Genomic DNA, 16,417 nt, shown 5'->3' on the forward strand with positions numbered 1-16,417 from the left:
ATAAAAAAGCCTTGGGTTTTCCTTAGTGAAGAGTGTGATTGTCATGTTTCGATTGATGTAAAGGAAAGTATGAACATCAAGGCGAATCGTAGCTTGTAATAAAACAGGTTTGTCTTTGTCGGTATAGCATGGTGTAGATTCCTTTTTACGTATGCGTGTACGTTAACGCAGTGTTTAAATAGTCTCCCATGCTTTTTACTGGTTGTCAATCTTAATTTTTTATAATTATTTTTCATTAGACGGGGAAAATTAAAATACAAGGGTTATGAAAAGAAAAAAGTTTCACTGATAACTATTCCCATTGGTTTGACACAACAAAAAAGAGAGGAGTTCTTGGTACTTAGGCTGATTACCCTAGAAGATACGTAGTGTGTTGTGTGTGAGGATGATGCAAGGCTCAGTATAAAAGTGAAACGGAAAATAGAGGGTATAACAGGATGTTTTAGAATTTTACAAAAATAAAGCCCAACAAATACTATCCAAATTTGATAGGTTTTCAGTTATTGGAATTTTTACCTATACACTTCAGAAATACTATTGTTGTCTTTAGAATAGAATTCTTCCTTTCAAGGACCTGGCCAAGGTAATCCTGTCTGCATATTCCAAATCGCCCCCTATGGGCAAGCCACTTGCAAGTCGAGTGATGCTCAACTCTTTTTTGTCTTTCAAAAGATGCCTGATATACAAAGCTGTGGTATCGCCTTCCTCGGTAGGATTTGTCGCAATGATGATTTCCTTGAAATGACCCTCGGCGATTCTTTTGAGCATCTTGGAAAAACTCAGGTTTTCAGGTCCTATCCCATCAAGGGGACTGATAGCTCCCCCAAGTACATGATACAGTCCATCGAAAGCTCCGCTTGATTGCAAGGTGATGACATCCTGCGGTTGCTCGACGATACATAACTGGGTTTTATCCCTGGAAGGATCGTCACAAATAGGACAGGGATCCACTTCCGTGAAGCTTCCGCAGATGGAACAGGGAAAAACCTGTTCCTGGATGGTGGCAATATTCAGACCCAGCTGTTTGTTATAGGCTGAGTCGGTTTTTATGAGGTGGTAAGCAAGCCGGGAGGCGCTTTTGGGACCTATTCCCGGGAGCCTGGCCAGGTTTTGTACGAGATTTTCCAGTGCTGTCATCGTCAGGCCTGCGGCATCATGTTGCCAAAGGCACCTGCATATTTCATTCCCTCGTCCTTAATCTTTTCCTGCACCTTGTTTGAGGCGGAATTGAAGGCAGAGGCCACGAGTACCTCAAGGGTGGAAATATCCTGGGGATCTACGATTTCGGGAGAAATCTTTACGCTGGTTACGACAAATTTTCCATTTATCGTAACTTCAACCATGCCTGCCCCTGCGCTGCCGGTAGCTATAATGGAAGGAAGATTTTCCTGCATCTTTTGAACATTCTCTTGAATGCCCTTCATATTCTTTATCAGTTCGAACGGATTCATATCCATGATATATTTCTCCTCTTTGTATCTGTTTTTCTAGGTTAGCTCGCCTCGGAAAACAGAGGCAATCTTATTGACTATAGGGTCTTTGTTCTGGCTATGGTTCTGCTCGGGAGCCTCTTCAAAGGAGAACGTCACCTTTCCTGAGTAACCCGAGATTTCCTTGATGAGGGATCCGAATTTTTCCTGATTCTCTTCTGCCTTGTTTTTGCAGAATTGAGTTGAAAAAGAGAGATCCAGTATATTATTGGCATTGTCTATTTTTTTGATTGACTGCGCTACTTGCGAAAGCAGGGGAGTATTGGAAAGCTTTCCGACAAGGCTGGGGATATCATCCTTGGTAAAGGGCCGTTGGCTTTGGGGCGCGACAGGTTTTTGTATTTCAACAGGGGCAGGAGCGGGAACTATGGGGCGCGGAGTTTCAATGACAACTCTTTCAGGCCTTGCATTTTCCCTTTGAACGGGAGGTGTAATGTCCATCTGCAGGTCCACTTCCTTCTGTTTCTCGATACGGGTAGTCTCCGTGGGGATGGTAACCGTTCCGTGCAACAGGTCTTCCTTCATTGCAGCAAGCTTTTTGAGCAAGGTGGTAGGGGAAGCAAGATAAGGAAGAGAGCCAAGACGACTTACGGCCAACTCCAGTTCGAAGCGAGGATTGAGAGAATACCGAATATCACGATAAAGCCTGAGAAACAGTTCCAGCGCTGCCTCGAGTTGTTCCTTGGAATAACCATTCCTCACTTTTGAAGGAATCCTGTCACCTTGTACTCCAAGAATCGATTCTTCTGTAATGCCCTCTTTCATCAAAAGAAGGCTTCTGAAATATTGAGTGAAATCCTTGATGCATTGTTCGATTGAAACCCCGTTTTGCAAAAGACTTTGGATAGCAAGCAAGGCTTCCTTGTCTTTGTTGTCAAGAAGATTCCCTACGACGCTGGTGATTTGATCGAGGCCTACGAGTCCAAGCTTGTCACTGATTTGCGCAAGGGTGATGTGCCCATTGGAAAAGGACACTACCTGGTCAAATAAGGTATAGGCATCGCGCATGGAGCCTGTTGCTTCCTTGGCGATCCAAAAGAGTGCATCGTCATCTGCCTCGATTTCCAAATCCTTGGCTGCCTCGCTGAGACAAGTCTTGATGGTCTCCAGATCTATGAGACGGAAGTGGAATTGCTGGCAACGGGAACGTATGGTAGCCGGTACTTTCTGGGGTTCTGTCGTAGCAAAGATGAAAATGATATATGCCGGTGGTTCCTCAATGGTTTTCAACAAGGCATTGAATGCACTGGTGGAAAGCATATGGACTTCATCGATGATATAAATCTTGTACCGGCTGGCTTGCGGGGGAAACAGGACTTCGTCCTTGATCTGCCGTATATCATTGACGCTGGTATTGCTTGCTCCGTCGATTTCAATGACATCCACGCTGTTCCCACGAGTAATTTCGGTACAATTGGAACATTTTCCGCAAGGATAGGGGGTTGGGCCTGTTTCACAGTTCAGGGCACGTGCAAGAATACGGGCTGAAGAGGTCTTTCCAACACCCCTTGGGCCACTGAAAAGATAGGCATGGGCAATCCTGCCCTGTTCAATTGCATTCTTGATGGTCGATACTACAAACTCCTGTCCCACAAGATTGTCAAACAGTTGGGGACGTTTTTTGGTAGCCGTTACTTCATAAGCCATGGGAACTCCCTTCGGAAAAAATACGAATCAAGTATAGCATGTTTTGGCTTGAACGTGTACCGATGCCCTTGCATCCAAAAGGAGTGTCCACGCTGATCCCGGGGGAAAAAAAACCCAGCCAACAAATCACCCATGTCTCATGTACAATTCACTTACCGCTGCTACCTTCCGGTCCTGACGGGATTGGGTGAATGCACATAGCACAGAATCTGTTGACTGGGAACAAAATACGGAGAGGGGGGGATTCGAACCCCCGGTGCCTTTCAACACACACGCCTTCCAAGCGTGCACCATCGACCACTCGGACACCTCTCCAAGGACGAACAAAACGGTAAACCAAAAAAGAATCCAAGTAAATCGGAGAGAGAGGGATTCGAACCCTCGGTACCGTCAGACGGTACAACGGATTTCGAGTCCGTCTCCTTCGACCACTCGGACATCTCTCCAGGTGATAACAACCGTTACTCAAACAATGAGACCAAAAGGATTTGAACCTTCGACCCTCAGTTCCGCAAACTGACGCTCTATCCAGCTGAGCTATGGTCTCAATACATGTAAAAAAACAAAATCGGAGAAGGGGGGATTCGAACCCCCGGACCCGTTACCAGGTCAACTCCTTAGCAGGGAGCCCGATTCGACCGCTCTCGCACCTCTCCAAGGTTACAGACAATATGATCAATGCAAAACAGATGAAAGAACGGAGAGAGGGGGATTCGAACCCTCGGAGACTTGCGCCTCAACAGTTTTCAAGACTGCCTCCTTCGACCGCTCGGACATCTCTCCATTAAAAAAAACATAGCGAAAATGCCATATAATTCTCTGGTCGCTTTGCTACCAATCGGATTCTCACTATATTGAGTGACCTAGTTTTTGTCAAGGAGGTTGGGAACTAAAGGGCATTTCTTGACAGTTGTGTTGTATCTCGTCATCATATTTTTTATGAGTTTCTCCCTTTTCAATAGAAAACAACAAAAAAAGCCCCCATTGGTCAAAGAAACTGACCAGGCAAGACATGAAAAAATTGAAACCTTGAAAGCTGGTCGTCTGGCTACCCTTGCCCTTGAATTGACTGACAAGCTAATAAATTCCTTTGGACCCAGGATAGCGGGGAGTGAACAGACCAGAGAGACTGCCGCTGAATTGGAAAAAGAGTTCAAGCAGTATTGCGATACTACCGAATACAAGGAATTTCCCTTGTATAATCTAGGCTATACCCTTTGGCTCAAGGTATTGGTAGTCATCTATCCCCTTGCCTTGGTTCTTCTTTTGGTTGGTCTTCCGTTTCTTGCCACCTGTATTCTTTGCCTATTCCTTTTGTATGTCCTCAGGGAGTTTATCTTTTTCAAACCAGTGGCTGAGAAATATACCCCTAAGGCGACAGGAGCCAATGTCCATGGGGTAATAGAACCGCAAGGCGAGGTTTTGCATACAGTACTTTTTTCTGGACATCATGACAGTGCCCGTCTCTATAAGTATAACCCCTTGGACAAGCTGACCTATGCAAAGAAAGTACTTTTGCCCTTGATGTTGTTCCTGTTGCTTTGCGTTGCTTCCCTGACCCAGCTGTTTACGGAACTTTTTACCGGGAGATTCTTTTCTGTGAATCTTCCACCTGTTCCTTGCCTTATACTCAATGTAGTGCTTACCCTTTGTTTTCCCTTTGTGCTTTCTTTGTGGGGGTTTGTTACTTTTGAGGGATCGCCGGGGGCCGGGGACAATTTGGTTTCAAGTTGCATGGGCGTGGAACTTGCCCGGTTTTTTGACTGGAAAAAACGATGCGGGCAAGGTCTTGATCATACTCGTCTTGTCTTTGCTTCCTTTGACGGTGAGGAGGTCGGTCTCAAAGGATCGCGAGTCTGGTTCCGGGAAAACGAACTCTTGTGCAAAGATGGACTGCTCTTGAATTTTGACTGTCCGTACTATGCAGGGGAATTGACGTTTCTGGAACGGGATATCAATGGAACCCAACCTCTTTCCTCTCGTCTTGCCCGCCGGTGCGTCCTTATTGCGAAATCGATGGGCTACGAGGCGACCAGCCAGAGCATTCCTTTCCTGGCTGGTGGTACCGATGCCGCCGAAGCGTCCAGGTCAGGACTGGAGGCCTGCTCCTTGACCGCCGTGGCTTGGGATGATACTTCCCGGCCGGCTGTCTACCATACCAAGGATGATGTAGTTGCTGCCATTGAACCGGATGCGATTGAACAAGCCCTATCCATTGCGATTCGTCTGGTTGAATTGGTAGAGACAGATATGTTGTATGAAAAGGAACCTGCTTCGGAGCCTGCAGTTGAGGAAAAGTTTCCTGAACTACGGTTCAAGTCCTTTACCCTTCGCTGAAGACTATCTGATTTCGGCCATTGGAAGTTTCTGTTATCAGGTTCTGTATCTCAGTTTTTCTTGCAACGGGGAGAGATCCTGAAATAGTAACGGCACTTTCAAAACCTTCCTTTGCAATGGTTGCCTCACAGGCTATCAGATTTTTTTTCAGAGGTTCATACAAATCGTAGGAAGTCGAAAGAAAGAATGAGCATTTCTCGACCAACTCTTCTGTTTGCAAAAGTTCCAAAACCTGCTTGGCACTTTCGCCATAAGCTTTTACCAATCCTCCTGTTCCCAGCAAGGTTCCTCCAAAATACCTGATGACCAGTATTGCGACATTGGTTACGTTACTGCCCTTGAGGACCTCCAGGATAGGCCGTCCTGCAGTATTCTTGGGTTCATGGTCATCACTACAACTAAACTCGTCTCCGTTGGGGCCTACGACCGCTGCATGGACGACATGGGAAGACTCAGGATGTATGCTTTTTGTCTCGGATACCAATTTTTTCACCTCTGCCAGATTCTGGCAAGGGATAGCCAGGGCGATGAATCGAGACTTCTTTACTTCCAGGCAAGCTTGGGCCTTTCCCAGGGGAATATACATGGTTACCACCTATGATTGAATATATTATCTTGGGATTTTGGGACGGATAAAGCTAATTCTTGGGCAAGTTTCGTCAATTCTTGCAGTTGGAAAGCGGATAGATTTATATCTTTGCTGGCTATGTTTTGTTGCAGTTGAAATTTGGTCCTGGCACCAAGAAGAAGGTGGTCGAACCCTTGGGCAAATGCCCAGGCAAGGGAAATCTGGGCGATCGAGCATTGTTTCTTGCCGCTCAAGTCCTCCAGGCTCCCGTATAGTGCCTTGAATGCGCCATAGGATTGCTGTGAATAGCAATACAGGTTTTTCCTTCCATCTTCCGGGGCCAAGGCATGGTTGCCATTCAAGATGCCCAGGCCCAAGGGACTGTACCCGACTGTTTGTATTGAATGTTCCTTGCAGTATCGCTGGGTTTCTTGGATATCATGTATCCAAAGTAGATTGCAGGGCATCTGCAGGTATTTTATTGGATAGTCCCCATAGGATCGTAACAATGCAAGGGGGAAATTACTTACCCCGATAGATCGGACCAGATCAGTTTCTGCCAGCTCGGCCAAGGCATCGAGAACCGGGGGTATCGATACAGTGCTGCTTGGCCAATGCAGATACAGGATGTCGATATAGTCCGTACACAATCGCCTGAGACTTGTCTCGACATCCTTGCGAACCATGGGACCATTTTTTGCAAGGATCTTAGTGGCAAGGGTCAGTTCTTCCCGTCCAATGCTCTTGGAAAATCGCTTTAACTGTTGTCCTGTAAATTGTTCGCTTTCTCCGTTTCCATATCCCTGGGCGGTATCAAAATGACGAATTCCTGAGCGAAGTGCATAATGCAGGAGTTTTATTGAGTCCGAGCGATCCTGGTTTTCCCAGAATCCGAACGAGCCACCAAACTGCCAACATCCCAAGCCGAATTCACTCGTTGTCTTCTTCCTCTACCGTAATGGATTTATCAAGCATTTTTTGGTCGTCAAAAATAAAGCGGCCTTCAAATTTTTTCCCTTCAAGGGCCAAGGGAAGCCAATACTGGTCATCCTCCCACATTTTTTCATAGGGAATCTCGGAAACAGGACACCAAAAGGGTCTGGCTTCTTCGGTCTCCTTGGGAGTCCCTCTATACGTATGGGCAAAAAAGACATAAGCTCGTTCACTAAGACTGTCCTTGAACTGAAAATCCAGTCTTCCGGCCATGATAGGGTCGGTAATATCGAGTTCTGTTTCTTCCTTGAACTCTCTGATTGCGGCCTCTTTGGCTGTTTCATCCAATTCAATATGTCCACCGGGAGCGTTTACCAAGCCGGTGCCAAGCCCTCGTTTTTTATCGATCAACAAGACTTGGTCATTTTCAAAAAGATAGGTGATGACACAAACTTCCCTTGGTTCCCAAATATCCCAGTCAATTTCACTGACTGTATCGGGAATATCTTGCAGTCCCAGGGTTTCAGATGATTGTTCAGGTTCAAGTTTCTTGTTTTTTTCTTCTTCCTTGGCAGCTTCTTCAGGATGGGCTTCATAGTAACATTTCTGGCATAGGTTATCATCGTGTCCGATAATATGGTTCATATCGAGTTTTTCATTGCAATTGACGCAATGAAATCGGAAAGGCCAGGCTTTTTCCCTGAAAAAATAAAAAAGTGCGGCACATATGGCCAAGTCAAGAAACGCAAGTTTCTGGGGCCATCCCCGGGTAAGTATGGTCACGACGCCAACCTCGAATATCAACAGGAGAGCTGCCAGATAGATGGTTGCAAATCGTTTCTTTTGCGAATTGGGAATTTTCCGTTGGGAGAAATTCAACAATAATATGGCAATCAATGCCCATGTGTAATACTGCTCTATTGTTTCCAGAATCATGACAAACAGGGTATAGTGCAAAACCTCATTCGTCAAGCTTTTCATAAAGACGCATCACTAAGGATTAACATTGAAAGCGCTTGATTTTTAGGATAAGCTTAGCGTATACCTTTTAGGTTGGAGGTTGCCATGGGTTTTGATACTATCGCGAAATATATTGACCATACGGTTCTCGCTGCAGATGCGCCACGGGATAAAATCGAAAAGATTTGCAAAGAAGCAAAGGAATATCAGTTTGCCTCCGTGTGTGTAAACAGTTGCTGGGTTCCGCTCTGCGCGAAACTGCTCAAGGGTTCCGATGTCAAGGTCTGTACTGTCGTAGGTTTTCCCCTTGGTGCGATGTCGACGGCGGCCAAGGTTTTTGAAGCCAAGCATGCAGTATCTGAAGGGGCCCAGGAAATCGATATGGTAATCAATGTCGGATGGTTGAAAAATCATGACGACGGGTTGGTTCAGGATGATATAGCCACAGTAAAGGAAGCCTGCGGTTCCCAACTGTTGAAAGTAATAATTGAGACTTGCCTCTTATCCGAAGAGGAGAAGGCGAGGGCCTGCAGGATTGCCAAGGCAGCGGGAGCCAATTTTGTAAAAACCTCCACTGGTTTCTCCACCGGTGGGGCAAAGGTCGAGGATATCAGGCTTATGCGCAAGACCGTAGGATCAGAGCTTGGTGTAAAAGCTTCAGGAGGAATTCATTCCTATGAAGAGGCAAAAGCGATGATCGAAGCAGGAGCCACCCGTATTGGAGCCTCCTGTGGAGTTGCCATCGTAGAGGGCCAGAATGCCGCGCATTGAGCAAAAGACGGAAAGCACTGATTTTCTCAAGAGCTTGGGATTCCCGACTATTGATGTCCATGACACATTTTCCCATTTTGATTTTACCCTTCCAGGCCGAAGGGTATTGCTCATCGGTCCAATGGGTTCAGGAAAAACTGAGTTTGCGGCCCGGGTCTGGCGTGATGCCGCGATTGCCCAGAAAAAAGGGGATCAGGTCAGGTCCCTTACCAGTTGCGGGGATGTTGATAGACGAAAGGTTTTCTTTGTTCGTTCAGAAATTGACGGGGCGAGATTTTCTGACTACCCGGAAGATGCCCTTTGCTATCGGAGTGGTTATATCCACTGTGGAGAAAATATTGCCCGTATCCGTGATTCCTTTGGGCTTGAGCAGGTTTTGGCTGACAATCCGACCGTCGGGACCTTCATTATCGATGAAGCCTCGTTTTTTGATGAACGACTGGCTTATGTGGTAAGAAATCATAGTTATGAGCGAGGGGTCATGTTTATTTTTCCGACCCTTATCTTGAATTTCCGTCGAGATCTTTTCAATTCGACGGCAAGGCTCATGCTGGATATCGCTACTGATGTCATTCCCCTGACTGCCTATTGTGAGCATCCAGACTGTTTGAAAGATGCTTTTTATACCTACCGATATTACCAGGTCGAAGGCAAGGAATGTCCTGCCTTGTATTTTGATCCCTTGATCATTGTGGGTGGGGATGAGCATAAATCAAGTTCGTTGGAACCAAATTATGCTGCTCGTTGCGATGAACACCATTTTTTGCCCGGTAAGGAGTATACCTTCTTCCATCTCAAACCCTTGGGAGAGTTGGCCGCCAGAGGCCAGGAAAAACCCTTGAAGGAAGAGTTGAATGCCCTCAAGCATAATATGGAAGAGTCCATACTGTTCAAGAATATTTATGAGCGCTATGCAGGAAAGAAAGACGAAGAGATTTATTTCAACTCTCTCAAACCCGGCAATATTGCGGAGAAAGCCTTGGTATTTCTTTTTTGTGAGCAAAATCTGGTACCCGAGGAACTCTTGCTCCGGTTGGTCTCGGAACTTAAGCTTGATACGGAGTATCTTACGAAAGTGTTGTCCGACAACCGTCGGCCGGTAACTTTCGAACAACCTTTCTTGCTATAAGGAATATCCCACCAAAAACCTGGTGGGATATTTTATAGGATAACTGTAAAGTACAAAAACAGCACAAGATAACACCTTGCGAATCCAGAATGGAGGAATCTAGAATGTATCTAGATTCAGGAGGGTTTGCCTAAGGGTCGTTACATCTATGTTTTCCAAGAGCCAAGGAACGGAGATGTTGCGCTTTTCCAGTTCCCGATTCAAGCCTTCCCAGTCAAGAACGCCGGTACCTACGGGAAGATCCCCAATCTTCCAACCCTGGTCATTCAACCGATAGTCCTTTACATGGAGGACTCCGATTTTATCACCAAAGGCATCGAGAGCCTCACAGAAGTAGGCTTTTTGGGCTTGTTTTGAGGGAACCGCACGTGCTGTGCCATCTTCTTCCGGGATTCCTGTCCAGGGAACAAGATTGATTGGATCATAGATGATTTTTAAATAGGGGGAGTCAAAAGTTTCAACCAATTTTGCCATTCTTGCTACGGTGGAGATCGTATGCTGACGGCTGACGGCTTCAATACCGATGGTTGCCTTGTATTCTTCGGCAGTTTTTAGCAATCGTTCGATGCTATGATAGAACGTGGTCAGGACTTGGGGTTCGGATGTTCCCAAATCATAGGAGCAGTTCGGTTGCAGGGACCCTGTTTCGGTTCCGACCATTAGGCATCCGATTTCCTTGGATAACCGAAGGCAGTGCTCAAAATTGCTCAACTGTTCATCCCTGATGGCAGGATCTGGATGTACCGGATTTATGTAACAGCCAAGGACCGCGATACGGGCCCCTTTTTGGGCAAGATCCTCGCGAGCGGAGACAAAATACTCTGCTGTATAATCCTTGGTCTTGGGAGGATTTTGCAAAGCTTTTTGAATTGCCAGATGAATGAATGCTTCGCTTCTGAATTGAGAAACTTCATTTGCCAGGGAGCAAAAATTTGAAAATTTACCTAAATCATGTGCTCTGAATCCAATATTTTTCATATAATGAAATTCTAAACCAAAAAGATGCCATGAGTAAATGGATACCATGAGGAGAAACCTATGAAACAATATCTTCTTTCTGATTTTGGGGCTTTGGGAGATGGAATATTTGATTGTTCCGAGGCTTTTGCAAAGGCTTTTGCTACTCTTTGCGAAGGGGGAAGCCTGACTGTCGGATCTGGGGTTTGGAAAACAGGACCTCTTGCCATTACCGGCCATGATATTACCCTGCATCTTGATAAAGGTGCGACAATTCAGTTTATACCGGAGGCAGATCTGTATCTTCCCGTCTATTCCAGATGGGAAGGAGTGAATTGCTACTGTATGCATCCCTGTCTTTTTGTCAATGAAACCCAGAGAGTGACAATTGAAGGGGAAGGAACTCTTGATGGAAACGGGAAATACTGGTGGGACCTTGCTGATTACAAGAAGGAATTCCAGAAGGAACCTGTTACTGATATTGAGAAAAAACTTGCACAGCTGAATATTGGGTATGAAGAACAAAGCAGTGGGGGGGGCGGCCGACAGACCCAATTCTTGAGACCTCCCTTGGTGCAGATCAAGGATTCAAGGGATTTTGTATTGGAAGGAATTACTATTCAGAACAGTCCTTTCTGGACTCTTCATCCTTTGTATTCCGAGAATATTCTCTTGAAAAACCTTGTTGTCAAGAATCCAAAGGATGCTCCTAATACTGATGGCATTGATGTTGATTCCTGTTCGCAGGTGAAAATTGAACAATGCATAATCGATGTAGGTGATGATGGTATTGCCATGAAGAGCGGAAGTGGGCCTGATGGCATAGCCGTGGGACTTCCGACTACCGAGGTCGTCGTCAAGAATTGTACGGTCTTCGATGCCCATGGAGGAGCTGTAATCGGTAGTGAAACGGCTGCAGGTATTTCCAATATCTCTGTTTCTGATTGCAGGTTTGATGGTACTGATCGTGGAATACGAATCAAGACCAGAAGAGGAAGGGGTGGTGTCATCACAAACCTGCATTTTTCCAGGATAACTATGGTAAACAACCTGTGTCCCTTGACGGTGAATATGTATTATCGATGCGGTAGCCCGTACTGCGATTTATTCTCATTGGAAAAACAAATAGTGGATGCAACGACTCCTTCTATTTCAAATCTGACCATTGAGGATTGCACTGCAGCGGATTGCAAGGCTTCCGCTGCGTTTATCGTTGGGTTGCCTGAATCTCCGGTTACAGGCATCTTTATGAAAAATTGCAATTTCTCCATTGATGCTCTTGATCAAAGCTCTCCAGAAGAGAGTGAGATGTATTATGGACTTCCCTTGCCAAGCGGAAAAGGTATGCGACTTCGTAATGCGCAAATTACCCTTGACCAGGTAACCATAACGGGAGTCGAGGAGCCATTCATCCAAGAGGAAAATGTAGAACTTTCCATACTCTGATAGCATTCAAAACTTTTTACTATATCCTGACTTGAAAGGGCCTTCTACTTGGAAGAAGGCCTTTTCAATGTAAACGAATACAGTTTTCCGTAAAGAGTCCAAACTAATTTTTCCAATATTGATAAACCAATGGTATAAAACAAAAACTACCGACAATTGCATCAATTTTAAATAATCAGCATTTAGAAACCGAAGGGCTCTTCTTGTTGATTATTGCTCTGATCGTATAGAGAATTCCCTCTTGGGTATGTGTTTTTCATACGTTCCTCATGATATATTAGCAATCTGAAAACAAATCTACTCCATTCTGTGCTCAGTATGGAGGCAATGATGAGAAAAAAACTGTTTGTAGTATTGGCTGTCCTTTTGTACGGCCTTTCGTTTCTTGGTGCCGAGGGCACGGCAGAAATGCCAAACCAGATGGATAGGACAATATCTGTCACCAAGAGTCCCAAGTATGTTTTCATGTTCATCGGTGATGGCATGAGTCATGTACAAATCAATGCTGCCGAGGTTTTCAATGGCAACAATACCAAAGGCGATATTGCACTCAGCCCTTTGAGTTTTACGGAATTCCCTGTATTGGGATTGCAAACCACCTATGATGCGACCTCTTTCTGTCCTGATTCCGCTTCTACGGCAACCTCTCTTTCCAGTGGCATAAAAACCCATAGCGGAGTTCTTGGTATGGGAGTCGACAAAACGACAAAGACAGAAACCATTGCAGAGAAACTTAAAAGACAAAAGGACTGGAAGATCGGTATCATCTCTACCGTTACGCTCAACCACGCAACTCCCGCTGCATATTATGCACATGTTCCTTCCCGGAATAATTATTATGACATCGGTCTGCAGATGGTGGATAGCGGATTTGATTACTTTGCCGGTGGAGCAATCAACATGGCTGCAGACAAGGGAAAGACCAGTATCTATGACTTACTCGAGGCCAAAGGTTATACGGTCCTCGACTCGAAGGATTCCATCGAAAGTCTGAATTCCAACAGTGGCAAGGTATATGCACAAAATCCACGACTGCAAGATAGTGGTTCCATGCCTTATTCACTTGACATGGACAGCACTGATCTTACCCTGGCAGATTTTGTAAGGAAGGGTATCGATGTCCTGGACAACGAGAAAGGATTTTTCATGATGTGTGAATCGGGGAAGATTGACTGGGCTTGTCATGCCAACGATGCCGCCGCCGAGATTTCTGACTTGCTTGCCTTTGACAAGGCTGTTCAGGTTGCCATCGACTTTGCCAAAAAGCATCCCAGGGAAACCCTTATCGTAGTTACCGGTGACCATGAGACCGGAGGCATGACAATCGGATATGCCTCTACCGGATATAATACGGCTTTCGAGATTCTCAAGAGCCAGAAGCTCTCGTATGTTGCCTTCGATACCATTATCAAGGGAATGAAACAAGGAAATACAAATCCATCCTTTGACGAGGTAATGGCTTTGGTGACCGAGGACTTTGGTTTGGTATCTCCAAATGGGAATGCCTCCGACAAAGCCTTGGTTCTGACAGAGGGAGAATACTCTCGCTTGAAGGAAGCCTATGCTCAGTCCATGCTTCCTTCTGACAAGAGGTCGAAAGATGATGTCACTGCATTGCTGTATGGTGGTTATGATCCTCTCTCCGTAACGATCACCCACATACTGAACAACAAGGCAGGCATTGGTTGGACGAGTTATTCCCATACAGGAACTCCTGTCTCTGTCTATGCAAGTGGCGTAGGCGAACAGGCTTTCTCAGGTTCCTATGACAATACGGATATCTACTACAAGCTTCGAGATATTGTAGGTGTGAATTAGTCTGGGTTTTTGGTTCCGGCACCCTATACTGTACGTATGGGGTGCCAATTCTGTATAGATAGGCAGTACAATGAAATTACAATACAATCGGAAAGAAGTAATCTTTCTCTCTGTTTTTACGGCTCTTTGTTTGTTGATGATCTTCGTACCAACAGGTTTTGGGCGGGCAATCTATGTCAATGCGGTGGGAGCCAAGGCAAAGGTTCTCGCTACGAATGACTCGATGATGTACCAGACAGGAATAGTCAGGATGGGAGAACAGCGCTGTACGGTCGAAGTGCTCACCGGTCCCCATAAAGGTGAACAGGTTGAAGGGATTAACTTGCTTACAGGACGTTTGGAATTCGACAAGGTTTTTACCAAGGGCCAGCTTGCCTGGGTCCTCTTGGAACAAGATCACGACAACAATGTAATATTTACGAATATGGTTGACCAATATCGCTTTGCAAAGGAACTGCAGTTGATGGCTTTGTTTGCTCTGTTGCTCATCATCTTCTCGGGATTTACTGGAATTAGGACTCTTTTATCATTCCTTTTTGCATTTCTTTCCATTTGGAAAATACTTATCCCCTTATCGTTGAAGGGGTATAGCCCGATGTTGCTTGCCTTGATGGTGGGTACTACCCTTACCGTGGTAACCTTGTTATTAGTCGGAGGATGTACGAAAAAAGCCTTGGCCGCAATTATCGGGGCAGTAGGCAGCTCCTTGATTACCTGTCTGCTTGCCGTACTGTTTACCCTCTATCTCGGAGTGCATGGATCGGTGATGCAATGGTCGGAATCCTTGCTCTATGCCGGATACATGAAGCTTGACCTTACCAAGTTGTTTCAGGCTGCTGTTTATCTTTCTTGCTCAGGAGCAATCCTGGATCTTTCCATCGATATCAGTGCAGCGCTCAATGAAATCATAGAGAAAAAACCGAGTATCTCTGCCAAGGAATTGGTAGTCAGTGGGCTTACCATCGGAAAGTCCGTAGTCGGTAGCCAGACAACTACTTTGTTGCTTGCCTATATGGGAAGCTATCTGACGGTGATGATGGTATACATGGCGCAAGGGACCCCGATCATGAGCATCCTTAATTCCAAGACCATAGCAGCCGAGATATTGCATACGTTTGTTGGTTGCATTGGGTTGGTGCTTGTATCTCCCTTGACCTCCTTGGTATGCGGTTGGCTGTATACACGAAAAAGTGCAAAACAAAGGACTGTCCTCGAGAATGAAGGCAGTCCCTTGCTTGAGCCGATGGATTAATTCTCGTCTTTGTTCAATAACCGTACCCGGTCGGGGGCAAAGTCAATTGATACGTTGGCCCCTTCAGGGTACACCTTCTTTGCATGTGGGTCGTCGATCTGTACAAGCACTTCCCCGAACGAAGTATTGATAAAAGCTTCCAGACTATTGCCCAGATAGACATTCATCCGAACTACTCCCTCAATATGGCCTTTCCCTGGTTCAACAACACGCAAGGACTCGGGACGGGCCATCAAAACTGCTTCTTCGCCAATTTTTACATTGTCTCCTGCCTGACTTGCTATCACCTCTTTATCGCCAAGGATGCAGGTCCAGTCTGTTCTTTCCTGAGCTTTGATATGCACGGGAAAGAATGTAGCCTTTCCTACGAAACCGGCAACGAACCTCGAGTTCGGGAATTCATAGATTTCATGGGGAGCTCCGATTTGCCTTACATATCCATTCTTCATGACTACAACCCTATCGGAGAGACTCATCGCCTCGACCCTGTCATGGGTCACGTAGATGGCGGTGATACCCAAGGTCTTCTGGATCTTCCTTATCTCGATACGCATCTGTTCCCTGAGCAAGGCATCAAGGTTGGAAAGCGGTTCATCCAGCAACAGTACAGAAGGAGTTACGATGAGGCTTCTTGCAAGGGCTACTCGTTGTTGTTGTCCTCCGGATAACTTGGAAGGGGCACGATCCCCGTAGTCTGCCAAGCCAACCATTGCCAAGGTTTCCTCTACTTTGGTTTTTATCTCTTCAGGAGAAACCTTGCGGAGTTTCAAACCATAGGCTACGTTGTCAAATACCGTCATATGGGGAAATAGTCCGTAACTTTGGAACATCGTGGCTGTGTCGCGCTTGTTGGGGGGCAACATGGTGACCTCTTCATTTCCAATGAATATCTTTCCTTCTGTCGGAAGTTCAAATCCGGCGATCATTCTCAAGGTCGTGGTTTTCCCGCATCCCGAAGGGCCCAGCAACGTGACAAGTTCCCCGGGTTGGATGACAAGGTTTGAATCATTTACGGCGACGACATCTGATTTTCCCTTCACATCCTTGAAACGTTTTGTAACATGTTCAAGTGTTACCGATACACTTTTCTTTTCAATCATAGAATACCA

The 16,417-nt window shown here is 45.7% G+C and carries 14 protein-coding genes, 5 tRNA genes and 1 other RNA gene; 6 read left to right on the forward strand and 14 right to left on the reverse strand.

The genetic code is table 11. The features are described 5' to 3' along the window. Window positions 1-546: 546 nt before the first annotated feature. The 9 genes from recR to ACHZBG_RS08930 form a co-directional block, all read right to left on the reverse strand. Window positions 547-1,137, reverse strand: a complete 591-nt coding sequence (gene recR / locus ACHZBG_RS08890) for a recombination mediator RecR (RefSeq protein WP_320129100.1) — start codon at window positions 1,135-1,137, stop codon at window positions 547-549. Between the two features lie 2 nt (window positions 1,138-1,139). Then, on the reverse strand, window positions 1,140-1,457 hold the full coding sequence (locus ACHZBG_RS08895) for a YbaB/EbfC family nucleoid-associated protein (RefSeq protein ID WP_320129101.1): 318 nt from the start codon (window positions 1,455-1,457) through the stop codon (window positions 1,140-1,142). Window positions 1,458-1,487: 30 nt separating this feature from the next. Next, on the reverse strand, window positions 1,488-3,137 hold the full coding sequence (dnaX, locus tag ACHZBG_RS08900; RefSeq protein WP_320129102.1) for a DNA polymerase III subunit gamma/tau: 1,650 nt from the start codon (window positions 3,135-3,137) through the stop codon (window positions 1,488-1,490). Window positions 3,138-3,253: 116 nt separating this feature from the next. Beyond that, window positions 3,254-3,352: signal recognition particle sRNA small type (gene ffs, locus ACHZBG_RS08905), an RNA gene on the reverse strand. Between the two features lie 15 nt (window positions 3,353-3,367). Beyond that, window positions 3,368-3,452, reverse strand: a tRNA-Ser gene (locus tag ACHZBG_RS08910). Window positions 3,453-3,495: 43 nt separating this feature from the next. Next, a tRNA-Ser gene (locus ACHZBG_RS08915) sits at window positions 3,496-3,583 on the reverse strand. A 27-nt stretch (window positions 3,584-3,610) separates the two neighbouring features. Then, window positions 3,611-3,684: transfer RNA gene (locus ACHZBG_RS08920), tRNA-Arg, on the reverse strand. A 22-nt stretch (window positions 3,685-3,706) separates the two neighbouring features. Next, window positions 3,707-3,793, reverse strand: a tRNA-Ser gene (locus ACHZBG_RS08925). A gap of 42 nt (window positions 3,794-3,835) precedes the next feature. After that, window positions 3,836-3,920, reverse strand: a tRNA-Ser gene (locus ACHZBG_RS08930). A gap of 156 nt (window positions 3,921-4,076) precedes the next feature. Between ACHZBG_RS08930 and ACHZBG_RS08935 the strand changes: the two genes are divergently transcribed. After that, window positions 4,077-5,474, forward strand: a complete 1,398-nt coding sequence (locus tag ACHZBG_RS08935) for a M28 family peptidase (protein ID WP_320129103.1) — start codon at window positions 4,077-4,079, stop codon at window positions 5,472-5,474. Here the strand turns inward: ACHZBG_RS08935 and ACHZBG_RS08940 are convergent. From ACHZBG_RS08940 to ACHZBG_RS08950, 3 genes are read right to left on the reverse strand one after another with little or no spacing between them, the layout of a single operon-like run. Beyond that, the gene (locus ACHZBG_RS08940) at window positions 5,461-6,060 is read right to left on the reverse strand and encodes a YigZ family protein (protein WP_320129104.1); all 600 of its coding nucleotides are present in this window, start codon (window positions 6,058-6,060) and stop codon (window positions 5,461-5,463) included. The genes ACHZBG_RS08935 and ACHZBG_RS08940 overlap by 14 nt on opposite strands. Before the next feature lie 2 nt (window positions 6,061-6,062). Beyond that, window positions 6,063-6,965, reverse strand: a complete 903-nt coding sequence (locus ACHZBG_RS08945) for an aldo/keto reductase (protein ID WP_320129105.1) — start codon at window positions 6,963-6,965, stop codon at window positions 6,063-6,065. 7 nt (window positions 6,966-6,972) lie between these two features. Next, complete coding sequence (locus tag ACHZBG_RS08950) at window positions 6,973-7,956, reverse strand: 8-oxo-dGTP diphosphatase (RefSeq protein WP_394699370.1); 984 nt, start codon at window positions 7,954-7,956, stop codon at window positions 6,973-6,975. A gap of 84 nt (window positions 7,957-8,040) precedes the next feature. On the opposite strand from ACHZBG_RS08950, the gene deoC reads away from it, so the two are divergent. Together deoC and ACHZBG_RS08960 are read left to right on the forward strand one after the other, a co-directional pair. Beyond that, window positions 8,041-8,706: a deoxyribose-phosphate aldolase gene (gene deoC, locus ACHZBG_RS08955; protein WP_320129107.1), complete on the forward strand. Its 666-nt coding sequence runs from the start codon at window positions 8,041-8,043 to the stop codon at window positions 8,704-8,706. Next, on the forward strand, window positions 8,693-9,835 hold the full coding sequence (locus tag ACHZBG_RS08960; protein WP_320129108.1) for a thymidine kinase: 1,143 nt from the start codon (window positions 8,693-8,695) through the stop codon (window positions 9,833-9,835). Before deoC ends, ACHZBG_RS08960 begins: the two co-directional genes overlap by 14 nt. 99 nt (window positions 9,836-9,934) lie before the next feature. On the opposite strand, the gene ACHZBG_RS08965 is transcribed toward ACHZBG_RS08960, so the two are convergent. Beyond that, window positions 9,935-10,813: a sugar phosphate isomerase/epimerase family protein gene (locus tag ACHZBG_RS08965; protein ID WP_320129109.1), complete on the reverse strand. Its 879-nt coding sequence runs from the start codon at window positions 10,811-10,813 to the stop codon at window positions 9,935-9,937. Window positions 10,814-10,873: 60 nt separating this feature from the next. Here ACHZBG_RS08965 and ACHZBG_RS08970 point away from each other — a divergent pair, with 60 nt between their 5' ends. The 3 genes from ACHZBG_RS08970 (at window position 10,874) to ACHZBG_RS08980 (ending at window position 15,308) form a co-directional block, all read left to right on the forward strand. Further along, window positions 10,874-12,238, forward strand: a complete 1,365-nt coding sequence (locus ACHZBG_RS08970; RefSeq protein ID WP_320129110.1) for a glycoside hydrolase family 28 protein — start codon at window positions 10,874-10,876, stop codon at window positions 12,236-12,238. Window positions 12,239-12,568: 330 nt separating this feature from the next. Next, window positions 12,569-14,056, forward strand: a complete 1,488-nt coding sequence (locus tag ACHZBG_RS08975; RefSeq protein WP_320129111.1) for an alkaline phosphatase — start codon at window positions 12,569-12,571, stop codon at window positions 14,054-14,056. A 70-nt stretch (window positions 14,057-14,126) separates the two neighbouring features. Next, on the forward strand, window positions 14,127-15,308 hold the full coding sequence (locus ACHZBG_RS08980) for a YibE/F family protein (protein WP_320129112.1): 1,182 nt from the start codon (window positions 14,127-14,129) through the stop codon (window positions 15,306-15,308). Here the strand turns inward: ACHZBG_RS08980 and ACHZBG_RS08985 are convergent. Beyond that, a complete protein-coding gene (locus tag ACHZBG_RS08985; protein WP_320129113.1) occupies window positions 15,305-16,408 on the reverse strand; it encodes an ABC transporter ATP-binding protein in 1,104 nt (367 codons plus the stop codon). The two genes, ACHZBG_RS08980 and ACHZBG_RS08985, sit on opposite strands and share 4 nt — an antisense overlap. Window positions 16,409-16,417: the final 9 nt, after the last annotated feature.

Source organism: uncultured Sphaerochaeta sp. (assembly GCF_963676625.2).
Lineage (GTDB): Bacteria > Spirochaetota > Spirochaetia > Sphaerochaetales > Sphaerochaetaceae > Sphaerochaeta.

What these genes read in the sequence shown, in the direction of transcription:
- ACHZBG_RS08975 (WP_320129111.1), top strand. Translation starts at nt 12,569, where the DNA reads ATGAGAAAAAAACTGTTTGTAGTATTGGCTGTCCTTTTGTACGGCCTT.
- ACHZBG_RS08965 (WP_320129109.1), bottom strand. Translation starts at nt 10,813, where the DNA reads ATGAAAAATATTGGATTCAGAGCACATGATTTAGGTAAATTTTCAAAT.
- ACHZBG_RS08940 (WP_320129104.1), bottom strand. Translation starts at nt 6,060, where the DNA reads ATGTATATTCCCCTGGGAAAGGCCCAAGCTTGCCTGGAAGTAAAGAAG.
- ACHZBG_RS08895 (WP_320129101.1), bottom strand. Translation starts at nt 1,457, where the DNA reads ATGGATATGAATCCGTTCGAACTGATAAAGAATATGAAGGGCATTCAA.
- ACHZBG_RS08950 (WP_394699370.1), bottom strand. Translation starts at nt 7,956, where the DNA reads ATGAAAAGCTTGACGAATGAGGTTTTGCACTATACCCTGTTTGTCATG.
- dnaX (WP_320129102.1), bottom strand. Translation starts at nt 3,137, where the DNA reads ATGGCTTATGAAGTAACGGCTACCAAAAAACGTCCCCAACTGTTTGAC.
- ACHZBG_RS08980 (WP_320129112.1), top strand. Translation starts at nt 14,127, where the DNA reads ATGAAATTACAATACAATCGGAAAGAAGTAATCTTTCTCTCTGTTTTT.
- ACHZBG_RS08970 (WP_320129110.1), top strand. Translation starts at nt 10,874, where the DNA reads ATGAAACAATATCTTCTTTCTGATTTTGGGGCTTTGGGAGATGGAATA.
- ACHZBG_RS08960 (WP_320129108.1), top strand. Translation starts at nt 8,693, where the DNA reads ATGCCGCGCATTGAGCAAAAGACGGAAAGCACTGATTTTCTCAAGAGC.
- ACHZBG_RS08935 (WP_320129103.1), top strand. Translation starts at nt 4,077, where the DNA reads ATGAGTTTCTCCCTTTTCAATAGAAAACAACAAAAAAAGCCCCCATTG.
- deoC (WP_320129107.1), top strand. Translation starts at nt 8,041, where the DNA reads ATGGGTTTTGATACTATCGCGAAATATATTGACCATACGGTTCTCGCT.
- ACHZBG_RS08985 (WP_320129113.1), bottom strand. Translation starts at nt 16,408, where the DNA reads ATGATTGAAAAGAAAAGTGTATCGGTAACACTTGAACATGTTACAAAA.
- recR (WP_320129100.1), bottom strand. Translation starts at nt 1,137, where the DNA reads ATGACAGCACTGGAAAATCTCGTACAAAACCTGGCCAGGCTCCCGGGA.